We start from the raw sequence: 20596 nt of genomic DNA on the forward strand, positions 1-20596 counted from the left end.
CTGCAGCGCACCTCTTGCGGGTGCGCTGCAGTTCTACTTCGCCAGAGTTCTACTTCGCCCTGGTTCTATCTCGGCGAGGTCAGCTGTCGCCGCCCGCGTTGCCGGACGTGCCGGCCGTGACGTCGAGCAGGCTGTACTTCTCGACGGCCTTGCTGACGACGTCGGCCGGGACCTCACCGCGGCGGGCGAGGACCTGCAGCGTCTTGACCACCATCGACGGGCCGTCGATGAGGAAGTAACGCCGCGCGGCGGCCCGGGTGTCGGAGAAGCCGAAGCCGTCCGCACCGAGCACCGCGTAGTCGCCGGGGACCCACGCGCGGATCTGGTCGGGGACCAGGTGGTCGTAGTCGCTGGTGGCGACGAACGGACCCTGCGCGCCCGAGAGCTTCTCGGTCACGTACGGGGTACGCAGCGGGGCCGACGGGTCGACCAGGGCGTCGTGCTCGGCCGCCAGGGCGTCGCGACGCAGCTCGTTCCAGCTCGTCACCGACCAGACGTCGGCCGAGACACCCCAGTCCTCCTTGAGGAGCTGCTGCGCCTCCAGGGCCCACGGCACGCCCACGCCGGAGGCGAGGAGCTGGGCCTTGGGGCCCTCGGCGTCGGACACCGCGATGCGGTGGATACCGCGCTTGATGCCCTCGACGTCGACGTCCTCCGGCTCGGCCGGCTGCACCATCGGCTCGTTGTACACCGTGAGGTAGTACATGACGTCCTGCGCGCGACCGTCGGGCGTACGGCCGTTCTCGGCCGGCCCGTACATGCGCTCGATGCCGTCGCGCACGATGTGCCGGATCTCGTACCCGTAGGCCGGGTCGTACTGCACGATCGCGGTGTTGGTGCCGGCGATGAGCGGGCTGTGGCCGTCGGCGTGCTGCAGGCCCTCACCCGTGAGGGTGGTGCGGCCCGCGGTGGCGCCGATGATGAAGCCGCGCGTGAGCTGGTCGCCGGCCGCCCAGAACTGGTCGCCCGTGCGCTGGAACCCGAACATCGAGTAGAAGATGTAGACCGGGATCATCGGCTCGCCGTGCGTGGCGTACGCCGTGCCGACCGACTGGAACGCGGCCGCGGAACCGGCCTCGTTGATGCCGGTGTGCATGATCTGGCCGGACTCGGACTCCTTGTAGCTCAGCATGAGCTCGCGGTCCACGGCGAGGTAGTTCTGGCCGAGCGTGTTGAAGATCTTGGCGCTCGGGAAGATCGAGTCCAGACCGAAGGTCCGGGCCTCGTCCGGGATGATCGGCACGATGCGGTTGCCGAAGTCCTTGGCCTTGAAGAGGTCCTTGAGCAGCCGGACGAACGACATGGTCGTGGCGACCTGCTGCGTGCCGGAGCCCTTCTTCAGCAGCTCGTAGGACTTGTCCTCGGGCAGCGTCAGGGTGGTCTTCGCCGTCGTCCGGCGCTCCGGTACGAACCCACCGAGCTGACGGCGGCGCTCCAGCATGTACTGGATCTCCGGCGCGTCGGCACCCGGGTGGTAGTACGGCGGCAGGTACGGGTCGGCCTCGAGCTCGGCGTCCGAGATCGGGATGCGCAGCGAGTCGCGCAGCGTCTTGAGGTCGTCGCCCTTGAGCTTCTTCATCTGGTGCGTCGCGTTGCGGCCGGCGAAGCCGGCGCCCAGGCCGTAGCCCTTGACGGTGTGCGCCAGGATGACGGTCGGCTGGCCCGTGTGCGCGCGCGCCGCGGAGTAGGCGGCGTAGAGCTTGCGGTAGTCGTGGCCACCGCGCTTCATGTTCCAGATGTCCTCGTCCGTCATGTTCTCGACGAGGGCCTTGGTGCGCGGGTCGCGCCCGAAGAAGTGCTCGCGGATGAACGCGCCGGACTCCGCACGGTAGGTCTGGTAGTCACCGTCCGGGGTCACGTTCATCAGGTTGACCAGCGCGCGGTCCTTGTCGGCGTTGAGCAGGGCGTCCCACTCGCGGCCCCAGACGACCTTGATGACGTTCCAGCCGGCGCCCTTGAACTGGGCCTCCAGCTCCTGGACGATCTTGCCGTTGCCGCGGACCGGGCCGTCGAGGCGCTGCAGGTTGCAGTTCACGACGAAGGTCAGGTTGTCCAGCTGCTGCTGCGCGGCGTGCTGGATCATGCCGCGGCTCTCCGGCTCGTCCATCTCGCCGTCGCCGAGGAACGCCCAGACGTCCTGCTGGCTGGTGTCCTTGATCCCGCGGTTGTGCAGGTACTTGTTGGTCCAGGCCTGGTACACGGCCGACGCCGGGCCGAGGCCCATGCTCACGGTCGGGAACTCCCAGAAGTCCTGCATGAGGCGCGGGTGCGGGTAGGACGGCAGGCCGCCACCGGCGTGCGACTTCTCCTGGCGGAAACCGTCGAGCTGGTCCGCCGTGAGGCGGCCCTCGAGGAACCCGCGGGCGTAGACGCCGGGGGAGGCGTGGCCCTGGAAGTAGATCTGGTCGCCGCCGCCCGGGTGGTCCTTGCCGCGGAAGAAGTGGTTCAGGCCCACCTCGTACAGCGTCGCGACGGACGCGTAGGAGGAGATGTGCCCGCCGACGCCGAGGCCCTCACGCTGGGCGCGCGTGACCATGACGGCCGCGTTCCAGCGGATCCACGAGCGGTACCGGCGCTCCATCGCCTCGTCGCCCGGGAAGTACGGCTCCTCGTGCACACCGATGGTGTTCACGTAGGGCGTCGCCATCGACGCGGGGATGCTCACGTTCCGCTCCCGCGCGCGGCGCAGCAGGTTGAGCATGACGTACCGGGCGCGGGGTCCGCCCTTGTCGTCGATCAGCCCGTCGAAGGACTCGACCCATTCCTCGGTCTCGGCCGGGTCGATGTCAGGTACGGCGCTGAGCAGACCGTTGATCAGCGGTCCGGTCTCGTCAAACGAAGCCACCAGCTACCTCTCTCGGTGTCGCGCGGCGCGGTCGCGGTTCGCGCTCCTCGCCGCCTCGTCAGAACCCGTCGCGTCGGCAGCGTCGCCACAGCTGGGGTTGCGGCTGTGCACGCCCACGCACAGGTGGTCCTATCTATTCTGTCCCCTCACAGCCTCCGCCCACACCATAGGGCGGTCAAGACTGCGTGATCTGCGTTACGTCTGTGTCGGTTCGCACCAGTATTGATACGCAGTATCGCAATGTTGAGACTGAGTGCATGACTCGCCCGTTGCCCGTGACTCATCGATTCATCAAAAAGACACCACACGTCCTGGCTACGAGGCATGGCGGGGGTCCGTGCACTACCTTTGGCGACGGAGGGCCCGACGCAGGGCCGACAGAAGGAAGACGCAGACGACCCGGCAGGTACTGCCGGACAGAGAAGGGAACGATCAACCAAGTGAGCACGGACACCCAGGGCGCGGGGCGCCTCGGCTTCGAGGCCGGCCAGGTCGTGCAGGAGTTCGGCTGGGGAGACGACGTCGACGAAGCGCTCCGGTCTGACATCGAGCAGATCATCGGCAGCGAGCTGGAGGACGAGGACTTCGGTGACGTCACCGACGGCGTCATCCTCTGGTGGCGGGACGACGACGGCGACCTCACCGACGCGCTCGTCGACGTGCAGACCGTCCTGGACGACGGCGGCCTGATCTGGATCTTCACGCCCAAGCCCGGCCGCGACGGCGAGGTCGGCCACGGCGACATCCAGGAGGCGGCCACCACCGCCGGCCTCCAGACCACCAGCACGTTCGCGATCGCGGCGGACTGGTCGGCCACCAAGCTCGGCTACCGGGGCCGTGGCAAGTAGCGGCTCATGACCGAGTCTTCCGCGGCGCAGGCTGCTGCCGAGGTGACGCTGAAGCCGGGTGACCCCGCACCCGACTTCACGCTCCCCGACACGCACGGCACGCCGACCACGCTGTCCGACCTGCGCGGCACGCCGGTGCTCGTGGTCTTCGTGCCGTTCGCCTTCTCGGGCACCTGCACGGGCGAGCTGTGCGAGCTGCGCGACAACATCGAGGACTTCGAGACCGCCGGCGTGCGCCTCTTCGTGATCTCGACCGACGCGGTGTTCACGCTCAAGGCGTGGCAGGCGGCCGAGGGCTACCAGTTCGACCTCCTGTCGGACTTCTGGCCGCACGGCGAGGTGGCGCGCGACTACGGCGTGTTCGACGAGGGCTCGGGCATCGCGCTGCGTGGCTCGTTCCTCATCGACGCCGACGGGATCGTGCGGTGGTGCGTGGTCAACCCGCGCGGGCAGGCGCGTGACCTGGAGGACTACCGGCGGGCGGTCGCCGAGATCTGACCCTGCTCTGATCCATCCAGGTCGAAAATCTGGCCGGGTATCGGGTGCCGGGCAGGTATTGTTGGCCGCTGCTGGTGCGTGCTGCTGAGGCAGTACCGCCGGGGCTCGTAGCTCAGTTGGTTAGAGCGCCACGTTTACACCGTGGATGTCGGGGGTTCGAATCCCTCCGGGCCCACTCGCGTCGCCCGGGTTCGGCCCGAGGTGTCGTGCGTGGTAACTTTGCGTCGCACCTGAGGGTGCCATCGCGGGGTGGAGCAGCTCGGTAGCTCGCTGGGCTCATAACCCAGAGGTCGCAGGTTCAAATCCTGTCCCCGCTACGTGTGTGATGTCGCTGGACATCGCTATGGCCCGGACCCGCTGAATGCGGGTTCGGGCCATTGTCATGTGCGGACAGTCCTCCGCCACTGGGTGTGCCCGGATCGGCGACCGTCTTAGACGGCGAACAGCAGCCCCGCGCTGATCAGGACGACGACGGCCGTGGCGAAGTGGATCCCGAACGCGACGGACTTGCGCCCGCCGTGCCGCAGGACGATCACGGTGTCGCCGAGGGGCGCGACCGCGACGGCGAGCATGAACCAGGCAGCGGCGTCCGCTCCCGCGAATGCGAGCAGCGCCAGCCCCACGATCCCGAAGGTGGCGTCTCGCAGACCCTTGATCTCGAGGTAGGCGCGGTCCTGCGTGGCGGGGATGCCGTAGCCGGCCGCGGCGGGGAAGGGGCTGAGCAGGAACCGCGTCCCGATGAAGAGGATGAACAGGTTGAGGACCACGGCCAGGGCGTACGCGACGACAGTCATGTCAGGTCTCCTTGCTAGCACTGATAGTTGATATAGCGACGCTAGCAGAGCAGGGGCAGAATTCCTAGCAGTGCTAGGATCTGGCCATGGCAACAGGGACGCGCCGCGAGCGCGAGCGGGCGCAGCGTGAGGAGCTGATCGTCAGGGCCGCACGCGAGCTGGCGGAGGCCGAGGGCTGGGACGCGGTCACGACCAGACGGCTCGCCGCCGAGATCGAGTACAGCCAGCCGGTCCTGTACAGCCACTTCAAGGGCAAGAACGCCATCATGACGGCGGTGGCGGCCCAGGGCTTCGAGGAGCTGGCGAACGAGCTGCGTGCCGCACGCACCGGTGCCCGCGGCGCCGCCAAGGCCCTGGCCGCGGTCGCCGCGTCGTACACGGACTTCGCCCGGGAGCGCCCGGCGCTGTACGACGCCATGTTCACCCATGCCGTCGAGGTGCAGTTCGCGACCCCGGACGGCCCGGCCTATCTCCGTGAGGGGTTTGGTGAGCTGCTCCAGGCGGTCGAACCGCTGGCCGGGGACGACGATCCCGGCATCCTCACCGAGACCTTCTGGGCGAGCCTGCACGGCCTGGCCATGCTGGAGCGGAGCGGCCGCCTTCCCCTGTCGTTGCACGACCAGAGGCTGAGGCTGCTGCTCGGGCGGTTCACGGGGGCGAACGGCTGACCCGGTGTTCCTGTCGGTCGGTCGGAACCTGGTGGTGGAGGAGTGGGATGAGGAACGCTGGGCTGCGGCTCGCGGTGCTGGTGTGTCTTGGGTTCGCGATGTTCGGCGCCTTCATGGTGACCTCGGCACTGGACGAGGCCGGGCCACAGGGCGCGACAGAAGTCACGGTGTCGGGCCCCACGGTCACCACGGGATCCGTAGGGCTACCCGCGCTCGTTGACGCGGTAGCGCGGGACTCGGGTGCGAACGTCGTGCGGGAGGTCGCGGATCTGCGCGATCCGTCGCGGCGGCACCTCTACCTCGCCGTTGGGGACGTCCACGCGCCCGGAGCGCGGTGGGTCGACGACGGCTATCCCTGGTTCAGCCGCGCGGTGAGCACCGAGGTGCATCCGGTCGCCGAGCTCGAAGGGCACGACCCGCGTGGCCGGTACTACGTCTACGGCGACGCGGACGACGTGGAGAGCCTTGTCCGGGCGTTCACCGAGCTGCGCTACGACGTCGACACGACCAGCCGGCGTGCACCGGTCGCGGCCGTTGTCGACTGGTTCGTCGCCGGGCCCGTCGGGTCCGCCACGCTCGTTGTCGCCCTCCTGGTCGTGCTGCTGGTCTCCGGCGGCGTGATGTCGGGGACCAAGGCGTACGCCGTCCAGCGGCTGCACGGCGGCGAGCTGCGCACGGCGATCGGGCGCGACGTGCGCTCGCTCGCGTTGTTCACGGCGGCGGCCCTGCTGGTGGTGAGCGGTGCGGCCGTCGTCGCGCTGCAGGCCTACAACGGCCTCCACCAGGTGGGCCGGTTCGCCCAGGCGGCCGGCACGGTGTTCGTGGCAATGCTCCTGCTGGCGGCGGTGGTGTACGCGGCCACGCTGCGCCTCGTGTGGGGCACGCGCCTGCTGGACGCGATCAAGGGCAGGCTCGGGTTTCGGGTCGCGGCGCCTGTCGCGTACCTCGTCCGAGTTCCCGGCCTGGTGCTCGCGGTGGTCATCGTGGGGTCGCTGTTCAGTGCGATCGGCGCGGCCGATACCGCCGCTGACGCCCGAAGGGCGCTCGACGGCGCAGGCGACGCCGCCACCATCCACTTCGACGGGTTGGCGGCACCGGAGGAGCAGGACCGGCTCGCCGCCGCCACGGGAGCGTGGTTGAAGCGGGAGGACAGCGCGGGCCGAGCCCTGCTCGCCGTTCCGACCGCCTTGGCTGATCCGGACGCGACGCGGCCCGATTCGCTGTTCGTCAACAACGCCTATCTGGCCAGGAATCCGATGGTCGACGACGAGGGCCGCGAGGTCACCCGGGCGCCGGACGGCACCGTGCTCGTGCTGCTGCCCGACGACCAGGACGTGTCGCACCAGGAGGTCCGGACCTGGCTCGGCGCCTGGGCCGCGATGAACCCGGGCCACACCGACCGGATCGAGTTCCGTTCAGTCGCAGCGGGGCAGTCGCACTTCCTGTACCAGGCCGAGCCGGACGACCTCCGTAGTCCACTCCATCTCGACGACGTGATGGTGGTCGTGGCGAACCCGGACACCGGAATGATCAGCGACGACGACTACATGGCCTACGCGAGTCAAGGTCGCGTACTCATGACGGACATGGACGATGCGATCGCCCGCACTCCCGCCGAGCTCATGGGCGTGTTCGTCGCCGCCTATGTGCCCGTCGCGCAGGCCGCCGCGGACTTCTACGCCTCGCAGGTCGAGCTGGCGCGGATCCAGCTCGTCAGCCTGGTCGTCGCGCTCGTGGTGCTGCTGACCACAGCCGTCGGTCTCGCGCAGATCCACGTGCGTGCCAATGCCTCGGAGATCCTTGTCCGTTACCTGCACGGCTGGACGTTCGTCGGCACCCATCGCCGGCTGTTGGTCGCCGAGGCGGTCACGGCCGTCGGCGCCCTCGTGTGGGCCGTAGGCAACCTGGTCGCGCTCGCAGGTGCACTGAACAGCAGCGACATACATGAGCCGCTGGTTCGTGGCGCGGACCTGGTCGCCGCTCAGTGGCAGCCGTGGGCCGTCGCACTTGTCGCCCTGACCAACCTGGTGTTCCTCGTGCTCGCAGTCCGTGGCCGCGTCCGGAACCTGGTCAGAAATCTTTCCGAGGAGAGCGTGTGAGTTCCATCGTCGTCACCGGGGCCGCCAAGGCGTTCGACCGCCGGGTCCTGTTCGAGAATCTGTCGTTCAAGGTGGCCGGAGGCCAGATGACGGCGCTCACGGGAGCCTCGGGGTCGGGCAAGTCCACGCTCCTGAACTGCCTCGGTCTGCTGGAGACCCTGACCCGCGGATCGATCGAGGTCGATGGGGTGGACATCGCGCGGCTCAGGCCAGAGCTGCGTCGGCGTTTTCGGCGAGACACCCTGGGCTACCTCTTCCAGAACTATGCCCTGATCGAGAACGCCAGCATCCGCACCAATCTCGAGGTGGCGGTCGGCGCGCTGCCGCGCGTCAAGCGGTCGGTGGACTTCGACGCCGCGCTGGTCCAGGTCGGGCTCGGGGGAAGGGGCAAGGAGCCGGTCTACCGCCTCTCGGGCGGTGAGCAACAACGAGTCGCACTGGCGCGCCTGCTGGTGAAACGACCGTCGGTGATCCTCGCTGACGAGCCCACAGGTGCTCTCGACGACGCCAACGCCGCGATGGTCCTGGACTCCCTCCACACCCTCGCGGAGGCTGGAGCGGCGGTCGTGATCGCCACTCATTCCGCCACCGTCGTGGAGGCCTGCGCCGACGTGATCAGGCTGTAAGGCGCGACAGCGCCCGCGCGATCGCACGGGCGCCGTCGTCGGAACGGGACGGTCTAGAAGAAGTTGCGCGGGTCGAACTTCTCCGCGATGTCCGAGAGTCCCTGGCCGGCCTCCGAGACCTGGTCGCCGACCCCGGAGACCTGGTCCCCGACGCCGGACACCGCGCCCTCGGCCGTGCCGGCGAAGTCCTCGACGCCCGTGGTCGCCTGGCCCAGGGCGTCGGCCCCGTAGCCCTCGAGGCCTGCGGTGGCCTGGTCGATCGCACCGGCGCCGAGACCCTCGACACCGGCGGCGGCCTCGCCCAGAGCGCCGGCACCGTACTCCTCGACGCCCGCAGCCGCCTCGCCCAGGGCGCCCGCCCCGTACTCGCCGGCCGCCGCCGTCAGCCCTTCGACGTCGACGCCCGCGGCGAGCGACTCGAAGTCGACGCCGAGATTCGCGGCGTTCTCCAGGAGCGGTCCGGCCACGCTGCTGACCGCGGCACCGGCGGCGACGGCGCCCAGGATGCCGACCGCGCCCACGGCAACACCCGCGATGGCGCCGCCCGTGCCGACCTTGGCGAGCACCGACCGCATGGAGCCCGGCCGGCGGGCCTCGCTCCGGGCGGCCGCCCGTGCCAGCTCGGCGTGGTCGGCGGAGCGCGGCTGCTCGTGCGGCGGCAGCTCCGTCTGCATGCGCTGCAGCACGGCGTGGCGCTGTGCCGGCGTCAGGCGCGCGAAGGACTCGGCGTGGATCCGCTCGATCTGGTTCGGGTCGGCGGTCTGCATGAGGTAGTCGTAGCGGGCGATGGCCTGCCGGTCGGCGTCGGCGGTCCCGGGGCCGGCCGGGTAACCCTGCTGGGCAGCCGGATAGCCGGGCTGCTGGCCCGGGTACCCCTGCTGCTGGCCTGGGTAGCCCTGGCCCGGCGCGCCCTGCTGCTGGTCGCGGCCGGTCACCGCCCCGGCGATGTCCTGGAGAGCGGACTGCCAGGACCTCTGGCCCGTCGAACCGCCCTGCGGCGCGCCCTGCTGTTGCTGCTGCCCGGACTGGGAGTCAAGCACCTTCTTGGCGAGGCCGATCATGTTCGAGAGCTTGGACATGCGGTCCGTTCCTTCCGTCGGGGCGGAAGGACCACGCTTCCAGCCCATCATGAGAAGTACGTGAGACCAGGATGAGAGATTCACCCGGTGGCCTGGCGATATGCCCCGGGATCAGCCATCGTGTGAAGCGCGCGGGACGTCCGAGCCCCCACCGAGCGACGGAGGCACAGTGCATTCCCATCTCCCTGGACCCGGCCGCCGCACCCCGATCAGCACGTATCGCCTTCAGCTCGGCCCCGACCTGACGTTCGCGGACGCCGAGAAGGCGCTCCCGTACCTCGACACCCTCGGCGTCACGGACCTCTACCTCTCGCCCGTGCTGCAGGCCGCGCCCGGTTCCACGCACGGGTACGACGTCGTGGACCACACCCGCATCAGCGACGTGATGGGCGGCAGGGACGGCCTCGAGCGGCTGGCGGCGGCGGCGCACGCGCGGGGGATGGGCGTCGTCGTCGACGTGGTGCCGAACCACATGGCCGTGCCGACGCCGGCCTGGCACAACCGGGCGCTGTGGTCCGCGCTCAAGCACGGCCACGAGTCCCCGTACGCGAACTGGTTCGACCTCGAGATCGCTGCGGGCGAGGGGCTCCTCATGCCGGTGCTGGGGGCGCGGATCGGCACCGTGCTCGCGGCGGGGGAGCTCGTGCTGGACCGCGTCGTCGTGCCCGGGGAGGGCGACGAGGAGCAGCCCGTGCTGCGCTACTACGACCACCTGTTCCCCGTGCGGCCCGAGACGGAGGACCTGCCGCTCGCCGAGCTGGTGGGCCGCCAGCACTACCGGCTCGCCTACTGGCGGGTGGCCGACGAGGAGCTCAACTACCGGCGCTTCTTCGACGTCGGCACGCTGGCGGGGATCCGCGTGGAGGACGACGACGTCTTCGACGCCACGCACGCCCTGCTGCTGGAGCTCTTCCACGCGGGCGTGATCGACGGCCTCCGGATCGACCACCCGGACGGGCTGGCCGATCCCCGCGGGTACCTGCGCCGGCTCGACGCGGCGACGGGCGGGGCGTGGGTCGTGGGCGAGAAGATCCTGGAGGAGGACGAGGCCCTGCCTGACGACTGGCCGGTCGCCGGCACCACGGGCTACGACACGGCCTGGCGGCTGCACGCCCTGCAGGTCGACGCTGACGGCGCGGCCCCGCTGGCCGCCCTGATGCACGAGATCACCGGTGAGCAGACCACGCTGGACGACGTGATCGAGCAGGCCAAGCGGCAGATCGTCGAGACCTCGCTGTACGCGGAGACCCACCTGCTGACCACGATGCTCGCGGACATCTGCCGCGAGGACGTGCGGCTGCGCGACCACACGTTCCGGTCGCTGCAGGACTGCGTGGTCGAGCTGGTCGTCGCGTTCGGCCGGTACCGCGCGTACGTCGTTCCCGGGGAGGAGGTCCCGCCGGAGGCGGAGCGTGTGGTGCGGGAGGCGGCCGACGTCGCCCGGACGCGCCTCGACCCGGACCGGCACGACACGCTGGACCTCGTGGTCGACCTGGTGCTCGGACGCGAGGCCGGTTCCGCGGGGCGGCGGGACGAGGAGCGGCGGGCCGAGCTCGTGGTCCGCTTCCCGCAGGTGTGCGGCGCCGTCATGGCCAAGGGCGTGGAGGACACCGCGTACTACCGGTGGACCCACCTGGTGAGCCTGTGCGAGGTGGGCGGGGCGCCGGCGCGGTTCGGCGTCGGGCCGGACGAGCTGCACGCCCACGCGCGGCACACCGCCGAGTCGTGGCCCGCGACGATGACCGCCGGGTCGACGCACGACACGAAGCGCGGCGAGGACGTGCGGTCGCGGATCGGGGCTGTCTCCTCGCACGCGGAGGCCTGGGTCGGGCTGGTGCGGCGGCTGCGGGAGGCGACGTCGGACGTGCGGCCTGCCGATCTCGACGGGCGCACCGAGAACCTGCTCTGGCAGACGCTCGCCGGGACCTGGACGCCGGACGGGCCGATCGAGGCCGATCGGCTTGCCGCGTACCTGGTCAAGGCGTCGCGCGAGCAGAAGGCGTGGACCACGTGGACGGCGCCCGACGTCGTCCGGGAGGACACGTTGGTGGAGTACGCGACCGGGCTGCTGACGCACCCCGACGTCGTCGCCGGGTTCGACGCGTGGGTTGCCGAGGTGACGCCGACCGTGCGGCGGTCGGTGCTCTCGACCAAGCTGCTGCAGCTCACCGTGCCCGGCGTCGCCGACGTCTACCAGGGGACCGAGGTGACCGGGACATCGCTCGTCGATCCGGACAACCGGCGGTCGGTCGACCTGGAGGAGCTGGCGGCGGTTCTCGGGTCCCTCGACGCCGGGCGGACGCCGTCGGGGCTCGCGGAGGAGAAGCTCGTGGTGACAGCCGCCGCGTTGCGGCTGCGGCAGGCGCATCCCGGGGCGTTCGTCGGGGACGACGCCGGGTACGAGCCGCTGCCGGTGACCACCGGGCGGGCTGTCGGGTTCGTGCGGCTTGATACTGCCGGGCCTCGGGTGGTCGTGGTCGCGACGCGGCTCGGGGATGTGGCTGGGCTCCTGGAGGCGTCGGTGGTGCTGCCGGAGCCTGCGCCGGGGGAGGCGTGGCGGTCCGTGCTGACAGGGGCGGTCGTTGGTGCCGGGGCGGTGCGGCTTGGCGATCTGCTGGGGGCGTGGCCGGTCGCGCTGCTGGTGGCGGAGGCCGGTGATTCCGCCGATGTTGCCGGGTCCGCGGGGTCGGCTCAGGCGGCGGGCGCATGATCGGGGACCTGCGGGTCTGGGCGCCGCGCGCGTCCCGGGTCGACCTGGTCCTGTCGGCGAGCGGCTCCACGGAGCCGATGGACGCCGACGCCGGGGGCTGGTGGCGCTCCCGCCGGCCGCTGCTGGCCGGGACCGACTACGCCTTCTCGCTCGACGGCGGCCCGCCGCGCCCCGATCCGCGCAGCCCCTGGCAGCCCGCGGGCGTGCACGGGCCGTCGCGCACCTTCGACGCCCAGGCTCATCCCTGGGCCGACGGCGGCTGGCCCGGCCGCGACGTCCGCGGCGCCGTCATCTACGAGCTGCACATCGGCACGTTCACGCCCGAGGGCACGCTCGACGCCGCCGTCGGGCGCCTCGACCACCTCGCCGACCTGGGCGTCGACGTCGTCGAGCTGATGCCGGTCGCCGCGTTCGGCGGGCACCACGGCTGGGGGTACGACGGCGTCGCGCTGTGGGCCGTGCACGAGCCGTACGGCGGCCCGGCCGCCCTCCAACGCTTCGTGGACGCCGCGCACGCGCGCGGGCTCGCCGTGTGCCTCGACGTCGTCGACAACCATCTCGGGCCGTCCGGCAACTACCTCGCCGAGTTCGGTCCCTACTTCACCGACCAGCACCAGACGCCGTGGGGCGCGGCCGTGAACCTCGATCGCGACGGCTCCGGCGAGGTGCGGGCGTTCGTCGTCGAGAAGGCGCTGCGATGGTTCCGGGACTTCCACGTCGACGCGCTGCGCCTGGACGCGGTGCACGCGCTCGTGGACGACTCGCCGAGGCACCTGCTGGCGGAGCTGTCCGACGCGGTTTCTCTGCTGGCTCAGGAGGTTGGGAGGCCGTTGTCCCTGGTGGCCGAGTCCGATGCCAACGATCCGCGGACCGTGACGCCCACCGGTGACACGTTCCAGGGGCGGCCCGGGTACGGGATGACGGCCCAGTGGGCCGACGACGTCCACCACGCCCTGCACACCCTGCTGACCGGCGAACGCCAGGGGTACTACGTCGACTTCGGCACCCCGGACACGCTCGCGAAGGCTCTCACCGACGTCTTCGTGCACGACGGCGGCTGGTCCACCTTCCGCGGCAAGAACTGGGGCGCACCCGTGCCGGCCGACCTGGACCGGCGCCGCTTCGTCGTCTGCTCCCAGAACCACGACCAAGTGGGCAACCGGGCCCTCGGCGACCGGCCGTCGCGCGTGCTGACGCCGGGGGCGCTCGCGGTCAGCGCGGCCGTGGTGCTGCTCGGGCCGTTCACGCCGATGCTGTTCATGGGCGAGGAGTGGGGTGCGACCGCGCCGTTCCAGTACTTCTCGGACCACGAGGAGCCGGAGCTCGCGGCGGCGATCTCGCGCGGGCGGGCGGCGGAGTTCGGCGGGCACGGGTGGGTCGAGCTGTACGGGGCGGGTGTTGTGGTGCCGGATCCGCAGGCTTTTTCGACTTTTGAAGCGTCACGCTTGGACTGGGGGGAGGCTTCGTCGCGCGGTGGGCGGCGGATGCTGGAGCTCTATCGGAGGCTGGTGGGGCTGCGGCGGGCGGAGCCGGCTGTGGCTTCGGGGGATCCGGCGGGGACTTCGGTGCGGGTTGGGGACGGGGTTTTGGTGATGACGCGTGCGGCCGTTGCGGGTGCCGGGCGCGTGGATGTGGTGCTGGCGCTGGGGGAGCGGCCGGTGTCGGTGGTGGTGGAGCGGGACGGCGAGGCGGAGGTGGTGCTCGACTCCGGGGTGGTGCTCGGGGGTGAGGCTGCGGTTGTGGAAGCTCGCGACGGGGCGGTGGTCGTGTCGGTCCGAGGGCCGGGCGTCCTCGTGCTGCGGTAATAGTGGCGCCCGTATCCGCGCGAGGTCCGTAGCCTCGCGGCATGCATGTTGATCGGAGCTTCCAGAACCCTCCCGCGCCGCCGCACCACGAGGTGGCCGAGACACTGGAACGGGCGCTCGGCGACCGCGCCTATGAAGGTGAGGCGGCGAATGCTCTGGTCGGAAGCGCTTTGAACGATGACGATCGGGAGTTCGTCGAGCACTGGTGCGTGCAGGTCGGGACGCGGGCTGTGCCCGGCAGCCCGTTGCTCGGGCTGGCCGGCTTGTGCCTGGGACACACCGCTCGACGGTTCGGACATCTCAGCGCTGAGGCGGTTGCGTTGGTGCACTCCCTGGCGGCGCGTGCCGAGGTGGATCCGGCGGACGTGGATGGCCGGGCGCTCGACGGTCTCGACGACGTCCAGGACCACCTGCATCTCGGGTGAGCTGACGGGCGAAGAGGCGTCGAGATGCTTCGGTAGTCTCGCGCCGTGACTGGCTACGAGTCTGTCGAAGTGCGCGGCGGGGAGTACGACGGCGGACAGCACTACAACCGTCTCCGAGACGAGATCCGTGAACTCCCGGCCCGCGAACTCGAGCAATATCTGCTTGCGTTGTCTCGCCTCATCGATCAGCGAAGCGTGCGTTCCATGGACGAGGAGTTGTTCTTCGACCTTCTCCGCGGCGCGTTCACGGCCGAGGCATCTACGTTCGATGAGCGTTGGCTTACATCGGAGAAGTCTCCAGGCTGGCCAACGGATGATGGTTTCGCCGACGGCGGGCTCGAGTACACGCGTGCAGTCATACGCTTCCAGGCCGCGGAGCTGCACCGCATGCGCGGCAAACAGCTCGCGGACGAGATGCGGTTCTTGGGCGTCTGGTCCGAGACACGCCACCGCTGGTATAACTTCGACCCCCACTCGTTGCTGGAATGCGGTGCCGCCGCCCTGTGGGATGGGGAGCGGCCGGTCGTTTGGAGCTGGGGCCTGATCGGTGAACTTCTCGAAACCGGCCGCGTCTACGAATGACGTTCGCCTTGGCCGCGATCACCTGGGGAGCCCTCTCGGCGTAGGTTCTCGTCGCCCAGGCGCGTCGGGTAGGTCTGGTCGAGCAGGGTCAGCGCGAACCTCGCGCCGTCGCGCAGCTCGTCGCGGCTCGCGCCCAGCTCCGCGCGAGCCGACAGGCCGTGCCACAGGGTCTGCACGTGCTCGGCGACCACGGCGGCGTCCGCCGTCGTCAGGTCTCCTTCCTGGACCGCCTGCTCGATCCGGGCGCGAAGCCGCGCTTCGTCGCCCCGCTGCAGGTCTGCGACGTAGGCGCGGACATCGAGCGTCACGCAGGTGTCGGCCATGACCGCGCTGCTCGTGAGGCATCCGGGGTGGCCCTGGTCGGCCCTGGTCGGTGCGGCTGAACTCGTCCACGGAGTCCATCAGCACCCGCTCGAGGACGCGCTTGATCGACGGCTCGGCCACCGCCTGGTCGTGGATCACGCTGTACCGCAGGGCGTAGGTGCGGACGGCCTCGTCGAAGAGCTCGGCCTTGGTGCCGAACGCGCTGTACGGGCCGACCTGATCGTCGGCGAGCGGAATCGGGCGCGGGCGCCGTACGGGACGTCGTTCGACGACGTGGCCCGTCGCGTCGCCGGGGCGACCGTGCACGAGCTCTCCGGTCAGGGCCACCTGGCGCACCTGGAGGATCCGGAGCGGCTGGCCGTACTGCTCGACGAGCTGGGCGGCTCGGCGGCCTGATCGGCGGAACCAGGGCCTAGCTCGCGGGGTAGAGGTCGATCCACACCTCGTCCGGCTGGTTCCACTCGTCGTCGTGGTGGCTGACGACTACTCGGGTGCGGACGCCGGGGGCGGGCAGGAGGATCTCGCCCTCGGCGTCATCGAGGCGCAACGACCGGCTCGGGGTCTCCAGCATCGTGTCGACGACCACGGCCCGCCGCGGTCGGGCGAATGTCGAAGGACGGTCTACGTGGATGGTGACGAGCGCGGGTCCTTGCTCGTCGGGTCCGTCTTCCTGCCACTCGATGTCCGAGGCGTTCCGGACCCGGATGCAGAGTCCGAGTGGCGACGTGATGACAGGGGCCTCGCCGTCGACCTCGGGGATCTCGCCGTCGAGGAAGGCGACGCCCCATCCCCAGGCCCGGGTGTGGGTGAGTGGCCACGGGACGAGAGCCAGGGCGCGGTCCAGCGCCGTGCGCGAGGCGTCGACGGAAGAAGCCTCTGCCTCGGTGGCGAGCCGAAGGTCGAGCGAGCGCCGGAACCGGGCGGCCGCGTGCGGGTAGTCCCCGACGGCGAACAGTGCCTCGCCGAGATTCCGGACCGCCATCTCCTCGCCTGACTTGTACTCGTGGCGACCGACGAGCATCTCGAGGATCTTGATCGCGGTCGAGGTGTCGCCGCGGGCGCGGATCACGTCCGCCGCGAGCACCTGGAGGCGGAGCGACGTCGGATCGCCGTCGATCACTGGCTTGAGCAGCGACGCCGCGCGGTCCGGCTCGCCCGACCACAGGGCGACGACCACCTCCAGCGCTGGGTCGGTGGCGTTCGCGGCGCGGAACGCGGCCTCGTCGTCGAGCACAGGCTGCAGGGTGGCGGGGTCGGTGTGCCAGCCGGGTCCGCCGGTGATCGCGCTGGTCATGGCGGCCATTGTCCGCGACGTCGCCCTTCTGCCGCTCGGGCCGGAGCGAAATGTGGCAACCTGACCTGCCGGACGGCACTGACCACGGGGGAGACCTGATGCGATCACCAATTCTCGATTACCTCGACACCATCATCGAGCAGACGGCGCACATCGACTCAGGCGCTCTGGCGGACTACATCCCGGAGCTGGCGGCGGCCGACCCGGACCGCGTGGCAGTCGCGCTGTGCACGGTCAACGGGACCGTCTACGCCAGCGGCGACACCGACCACGAGTTCAGCATCCAGTCGATGTCCAAGCCGTTCGCGTACGCCCAGGCGATCGAGGACCGCGGGCTGAAGACCGTGCTCAAGCACATCGGCGTCGAGCCGAGCGGCGAGGCCTTCAACGAGCTCTCGCTGGACCCGCAGACCGGCAAGCCGCGCAACCCGATGATCAATGCGGGCGCCATCACCACCCACGCCCTCCTCAACGATCGTGAGGAGTCGGCGGTGGACCGCATGCTCGGGCTGTTCTCACGGCTCGCCGAGCGGCCGATCGCGGTGGACGAGGCGGTCGCCGCCTCGGAGCTGGCCACCGGAGACCGCAACCTCGGCCTCGCCTACCTGCTGCACTCCTCGGGCGCGCTGCGGCAGGAGCCCCGAACGGCGGTCACCGGCTACATCCGGCAGTGCGCGGCGTCGGTCACCGTGCGCGACCTCGCCCTGATGGCCGCGACGCTGGCCAACGGCGGCGTCCAGCCCAACACCGGCGAGCGGCTGTTCAGCCGGACCGGCACCCGGCACCTGCTCAGCGTGATGGCCTCGTGCGGCATGTACGACGCCGCCGGCGACTGGCTCACCACGGTCGGCATCCCCGCCAAGAGCGGCGTGGCCGGCGGCATCATCGGCGTGCTGCCCGGGCAGATCGGCGTCGCTGTCTTCTCCCCGCGCCTGGACCCGCACGGCAACAGCGCCCGCGGCGTCGAGATGATGCAGCTGCTGTCCGACGACCTGGGGCTGCACCTCATGGAGGCCAGCCGGCCCGCCCGGTCGTCGCTGCGCGAGACGCGCGAGGTGACGATCGAGGGGCAGCCGGCCACGGTCTACGTGCTGCAGGGCGACCTGGTGCTGAGCAGCATCGAGTCGCTGGTGCGGGTGCTCATCGAGGACCCGCCCGCCACCGAGCTCGTGGTGTTCGACATGAGCCGCGTGGACGAGGTGCTGCCCGTGGCGCGTCGTACGGCGTCCGAGACGGCGACGAAGCTCATCGACGACGGACACCGGATCGCGCTGGTCGATCCCGAGGAGACGGTCGTCGGGTTCTCGGACAGCCAGGGGCGCGCGGTGGAGTGGTGGAGCGTGGAGCGGCTGGAGAAGGGAACGGCGGCCTCCGCGTGAGGTGCCATCGCCGGTAGGTTGCGGGTGTGACGCAGCCACCGATCGCACGGCTGGCAAGGTACGTGACGCGTGTCGAAGAGGCGTGCCTCAACATCGACGGCGCCACATGGTTCTCGCCGCGCGACCCGGGACTCATCCAAGGGCTCGTCCTGGATGTCGGCGCGCCCCCGCCGACCTCGTCGGCATCGGTGCACCTTGCGCTCATGGGGCCCGTCCGCCGAAAGCTGCTGGCGGAGGGGCAAGTGCCCGTGGCCGGGTTTCCGACGCTGGACCGCGTGCCGTTGATCCGGGCGGGCATCTCCATGGGGCCGGTCTCCGTCGAGGTGTCGGAGCACCCGTCCGAGCCCGTGCTCGATCTGTCCGGCTGGGAGGACGCCGCGGAGCTCAGCGTGCTCGTGCGGGAACGACCCGTGTATGTGGGTGGGTTCGGCCAGGATCCCGGCGTGATCCCGCACATCGGGTCGGCGAATCCTGGTTGGTACCGGCTCCGGGTCCACGCACGGGGCCGGTCCGTGGCACGGGACCTGGTCGTGAGCGAACCGACCGAGGAGTACCTGATTCAGGCGTGGCGGGCGGGGCCTGCGGAGCCGGTGGCGTTGACGGGTCCGGGCCGCAAGCCGTCAGGCGAGGAACCGTGACGCCTGCGTGGTCAGGTACTCGTCCTGAGCGATCACGTCCCACCCTGCGCCGTTGCCAAGGCGTTCGCGACGATCGATCAGCTCGTGAGCGAGGGGACCGAGTGCCTGCCGGACGGCAGGGTCGCCCTGCGACTCACGCAGGACGACAGCGATGATGCTCCAGGCCCAAACTCCGTGGCTCTCGAGCTTCGCGAGGACATCCCCGCCTTCCGCCCCTCCCGTCAGGAGGCACAACGCCGCCGCGGCGGTCATCCGCGTGGCGTCGCTGGCGTCGAGGAGCTCCCTCAGCCGGGCGATGTCGGAATTTGTTGCGGGCGGCCGGGCTGCGACATATGGCAGGACGCGGTCTGAGAGCGACACGACGTCGTGCCTCGTCGCGATGGCCGTATCCAGGACCCGGCTGAGCGTCTGGTCGCCGAAGACGTCGTCCCCGGTCAGTCGCCGGTAGGCCCAGGCCGCAAGGCCGCCGTCGTTCTCGGCACGCCGTGCAAGAAGTCGTGCCGCACGACGATGCTGACCGAACGTGACGTCGCCAAGGGTCCCGATCGTGAGGGCGGCATGCCACCAGATCGTGTCGTTCTCGAGCAGCGTCACCACAGCTGCGGGTGCACTTCCCCGGACGTCCCAGTCTCGGAGCACTTCGGTGAGGCGCAGCGTCAGGAATGGCCTGTCGTTGCGGGCGATGGCTCGGAAGACGTCTGTGAGCAGTGCGTCGGCGTGCTTGTCCAGCGGGCGCAGGACGTCGTCGATGCTGATGTCCCACAGCATGAAATGCGACCCGCCCGAACCCGACTTCGTCGTCGTGAACCAGTTCGAGCGCCCAGCCAGCTCGTCGCGAACCCGGGGGAGACACCTCGGATCGCCTGCCTGGGCCAGGGCCCACGTGGCGGCCGCTGCGACTGCTCGGCGGAAATGCCGATTCTCGTCGACGCCCGCGTCCTGAAGTAGCGGTGCGATCTGGTCGACGTAGGTCTGCGCGGCATCCCCCGCGCAGGCGAGCAGATAGCAGGCCGTGTACCGCGCTCCTGGGTCGGGAGAGGAAAGAAAAGGAACGATCAGTGGCACGACTCGATCCGCACTGTCCCGCCGTCGTGACAGCAGCCGTCCACAACCTTCCAACGCTCGCCGCGTCAGTTCGTTCGGAACGTCCAGCTGCGCGTCGGGCGCGAGGAAGGCCTTGAGCAGCTCGATGTATTCGTCCTGGTCCGGCAGGACGGCGGTCAGGATCGTGGACAGCACTCCGTCCGCACCTATGCCGTAGGCCGCCGCGTCTCTCCAAGGCCCGGCGTCGGTCTGAACGAGTGACCGAGCGGCGACAACGAGGCGTGCGGCGCGATCCGCGATGCCCGGGAGCTCTAACAGTGCTGCGATGGACAACTGCGTGTCGTCTCCAGCAGCAGTTCGTTCGAGCACGGACCTTGCCAGAGCCCGGTCAGGGTCGCGCTTCGACACGACCGACAAGGCATCGATCAGATCGATCCGCGTTGCCTGATCCGTCTCGGCCGCCAGAAGTTCGATCAGCAGGGCCTCTGCCGCCTTTGGTTCGAGCAGCCCGCCTGCTACATGGATGGCGTGCCGGTGTATCAGTGGATCGGGGTCGGCGACCACAGCGCGGATCTGCGCCTCTACAGACCGGACCGCCGCCGGCCACGCGGGATCGATCCACTTCTCATCCACCGACTGCCACGTGCGGGCGTGGTCCCAGACCAGGCGCACGAGTGCAGCCCGATGGTGGGTGTCGGGAGCCACGGCAAGGTCCAGGAGGAAGGGCAGAGCGGCCGACGATGCCGAGCAGATCCATCCGCCCTGGTGATGCAGCGCGTTCTCCAGGTCGGTGATCGCCTCGGCGGCGTCCTCGGCGTTGCCAGATGCGCAACGCTCCAGAAGATCTGGGATGTCGGCGGCAGAGCCGTAGTTGTGTTCCAGCGATGCCCAGTCGATCGTGTCCCACGCGTGCATGACCAGACCGTACGGCAGTTCCA

The 20596-nt window shown here is 70.2% G+C and carries 18 protein-coding genes and 2 tRNA genes; 14 read left to right on the forward strand and 6 right to left on the reverse strand.

The features are described 5' to 3' along the window. Positions 1-79 precede the first annotated feature (79 nt). A complete protein-coding gene (gene aceE, locus ACFU5G_RS03250) occupies positions 80-2845 on the reverse strand; it encodes a pyruvate dehydrogenase (acetyl-transferring), homodimeric type (protein ID WP_377240734.1) in 2766 nt (921 codons plus the stop codon). Between the two features lie 440 nt (positions 2846-3285). On the opposite strand from aceE, the gene ACFU5G_RS03255 reads away from it, so the two are divergent. The 4 genes from ACFU5G_RS03255 (at position 3286) to ACFU5G_RS03270 (ending at position 4508) form a co-directional block, all read left to right on the forward strand. Further along, positions 3286-3693 (forward strand): DUF3052 domain-containing protein, encoded by a 408-nt coding sequence (locus ACFU5G_RS03255; RefSeq protein ID WP_377240736.1) that lies wholly within the window; start codon positions 3286-3288, stop codon positions 3691-3693. A gap of 6 nt (positions 3694-3699) precedes the next feature. Next, entirely contained in the window at positions 3700-4191 is a 492-nt protein-coding gene (locus ACFU5G_RS03260) for a peroxiredoxin (RefSeq protein ID WP_377240738.1), read from the forward strand. Between the two features lie 101 nt (positions 4192-4292). Then, a tRNA-Val gene (locus ACFU5G_RS03265) sits at positions 4293-4366 on the forward strand. Positions 4367-4434: 68 nt separating this feature from the next. Further along, positions 4435-4508: transfer RNA gene (locus tag ACFU5G_RS03270), tRNA-Met, on the forward strand. Between the two features lie 114 nt (positions 4509-4622). Here ACFU5G_RS03270 and ACFU5G_RS03275 read toward each other — a convergent pair. Beyond that, complete coding sequence (locus tag ACFU5G_RS03275; protein ID WP_377240740.1) at positions 4623-4985, reverse strand: DUF4267 domain-containing protein; 363 nt, start codon at positions 4983-4985, stop codon at positions 4623-4625. 86 nt (positions 4986-5071) lie between these two features. Between ACFU5G_RS03275 and ACFU5G_RS03280 the strand changes: the two genes are divergently transcribed. The 3 genes from ACFU5G_RS03280 to ACFU5G_RS03290 are packed head-to-tail and all read left to right on the forward strand — an operon-like array spanning position 5072 to position 8378. After that, positions 5072-5653: a TetR/AcrR family transcriptional regulator gene (locus tag ACFU5G_RS03280; RefSeq protein ID WP_377240742.1), complete on the forward strand. Its 582-nt coding sequence runs from the start codon at positions 5072-5074 to the stop codon at positions 5651-5653. Between the two features lie 47 nt (positions 5654-5700). Continuing rightward, positions 5701-7752 carry a hypothetical protein gene (locus ACFU5G_RS03285; protein WP_377240744.1) on the forward strand — a complete coding sequence of 684 codons (2052 nt, stop codon included), beginning with the start codon at positions 5701-5703 and terminating at the stop codon, positions 7750-7752. Further along, entirely contained in the window at positions 7749-8378 is a 630-nt protein-coding gene (locus tag ACFU5G_RS03290) for an ATP-binding cassette domain-containing protein (protein ID WP_377240746.1), read from the forward strand. The genes ACFU5G_RS03285 and ACFU5G_RS03290 overlap by 4 nt, the downstream gene beginning before the upstream one ends. 53 nt (positions 8379-8431) lie before the next feature. Here the strand turns inward: ACFU5G_RS03290 and ACFU5G_RS03295 are convergent, their stop codons facing one another. After that, complete coding sequence (locus ACFU5G_RS03295; RefSeq protein WP_377240748.1) at positions 8432-9457, reverse strand: cation-transporting ATPase; 1026 nt, start codon at positions 9455-9457, stop codon at positions 8432-8434. Between the two features lie 169 nt (positions 9458-9626). Between ACFU5G_RS03295 and treY the strand changes: the two genes are divergently transcribed. From treY to ACFU5G_RS03315, 4 genes are read left to right on the forward strand one after another with little or no spacing between them, the layout of a single operon-like run. Then, complete coding sequence (gene treY / locus ACFU5G_RS03300) at positions 9627-12167, forward strand: malto-oligosyltrehalose synthase (protein ID WP_377240750.1); 2541 nt, start codon at positions 9627-9629, stop codon at positions 12165-12167. After that, positions 12164-13972 carry a malto-oligosyltrehalose trehalohydrolase gene (treZ, locus tag ACFU5G_RS03305; protein WP_377240752.1) on the forward strand — a complete coding sequence of 603 codons (1809 nt, stop codon included), beginning with the start codon at positions 12164-12166 and terminating at the stop codon, positions 13970-13972. Before treY ends, treZ begins: the two co-directional genes overlap by 4 nt. 41 nt (positions 13973-14013) lie before the next feature. Then, positions 14014-14397 carry a hypothetical protein gene (locus ACFU5G_RS03310; RefSeq protein WP_377240754.1) on the forward strand — a complete coding sequence of 128 codons (384 nt, stop codon included), beginning with the start codon at positions 14014-14016 and terminating at the stop codon, positions 14395-14397. A 45-nt stretch (positions 14398-14442) separates the two neighbouring features. Continuing rightward, on the forward strand, positions 14443-14979 hold the full coding sequence (locus tag ACFU5G_RS03315) for a hypothetical protein (protein WP_377240756.1): 537 nt from the start codon (positions 14443-14445) through the stop codon (positions 14977-14979). On the opposite strand, the gene ACFU5G_RS03320 is transcribed toward ACFU5G_RS03315, so the two are convergent. Next, complete coding sequence (locus tag ACFU5G_RS03320) at positions 14970-15302, reverse strand: hypothetical protein (protein ID WP_377240758.1); 333 nt, start codon at positions 15300-15302, stop codon at positions 14970-14972. The two genes, ACFU5G_RS03315 and ACFU5G_RS03320, sit on opposite strands and share 10 nt — an antisense overlap. Here ACFU5G_RS03320 and ACFU5G_RS03325 point away from each other — a divergent pair. Then, positions 15301-15699: a hypothetical protein gene (locus ACFU5G_RS03325; protein WP_377240760.1), complete on the forward strand. Its 399-nt coding sequence runs from the start codon at positions 15301-15303 to the stop codon at positions 15697-15699. The genes ACFU5G_RS03320 and ACFU5G_RS03325 overlap by 2 nt on opposite strands. A gap of 16 nt (positions 15700-15715) precedes the next feature. Here the strand turns inward: ACFU5G_RS03325 and ACFU5G_RS03330 are convergent, their stop codons facing one another. Then, positions 15716-16597, reverse strand: coding sequence for a tetratricopeptide repeat protein (locus ACFU5G_RS03330; protein ID WP_377240762.1), 882 nt, complete (start codon positions 16595-16597; stop codon positions 15716-15718). A 98-nt stretch (positions 16598-16695) separates the two neighbouring features. Between ACFU5G_RS03330 and ACFU5G_RS03335 the strand changes: the two genes are divergently transcribed. Together ACFU5G_RS03335 and ACFU5G_RS03340 are read left to right on the forward strand one after the other, a co-directional pair. Next, positions 16696-17976 carry a glutaminase gene (locus tag ACFU5G_RS03335; RefSeq protein WP_377240764.1) on the forward strand — a complete coding sequence of 427 codons (1281 nt, stop codon included), beginning with the start codon at positions 16696-16698 and terminating at the stop codon, positions 17974-17976. 26 nt (positions 17977-18002) lie between these two features. Beyond that, a complete protein-coding gene (locus tag ACFU5G_RS03340; RefSeq protein WP_377240766.1) occupies positions 18003-18614 on the forward strand; it encodes a hypothetical protein in 612 nt (203 codons plus the stop codon). On the opposite strand, the gene ACFU5G_RS03345 is transcribed toward ACFU5G_RS03340, so the two are convergent. Further along, complete coding sequence (locus ACFU5G_RS03345) at positions 18597-20573, reverse strand: hypothetical protein (protein WP_377240768.1); 1977 nt, start codon at positions 20571-20573, stop codon at positions 18597-18599. The genes ACFU5G_RS03340 and ACFU5G_RS03345 overlap by 18 nt on opposite strands. Positions 20574-20596 lie beyond the last annotated feature (23 nt).

This window comes from Promicromonospora sp. NPDC057488 (assembly GCF_042802395.1).
Classification (GTDB): Bacteria; Actinomycetota; Actinomycetes; order Actinomycetales; family Cellulomonadaceae; genus Promicromonospora.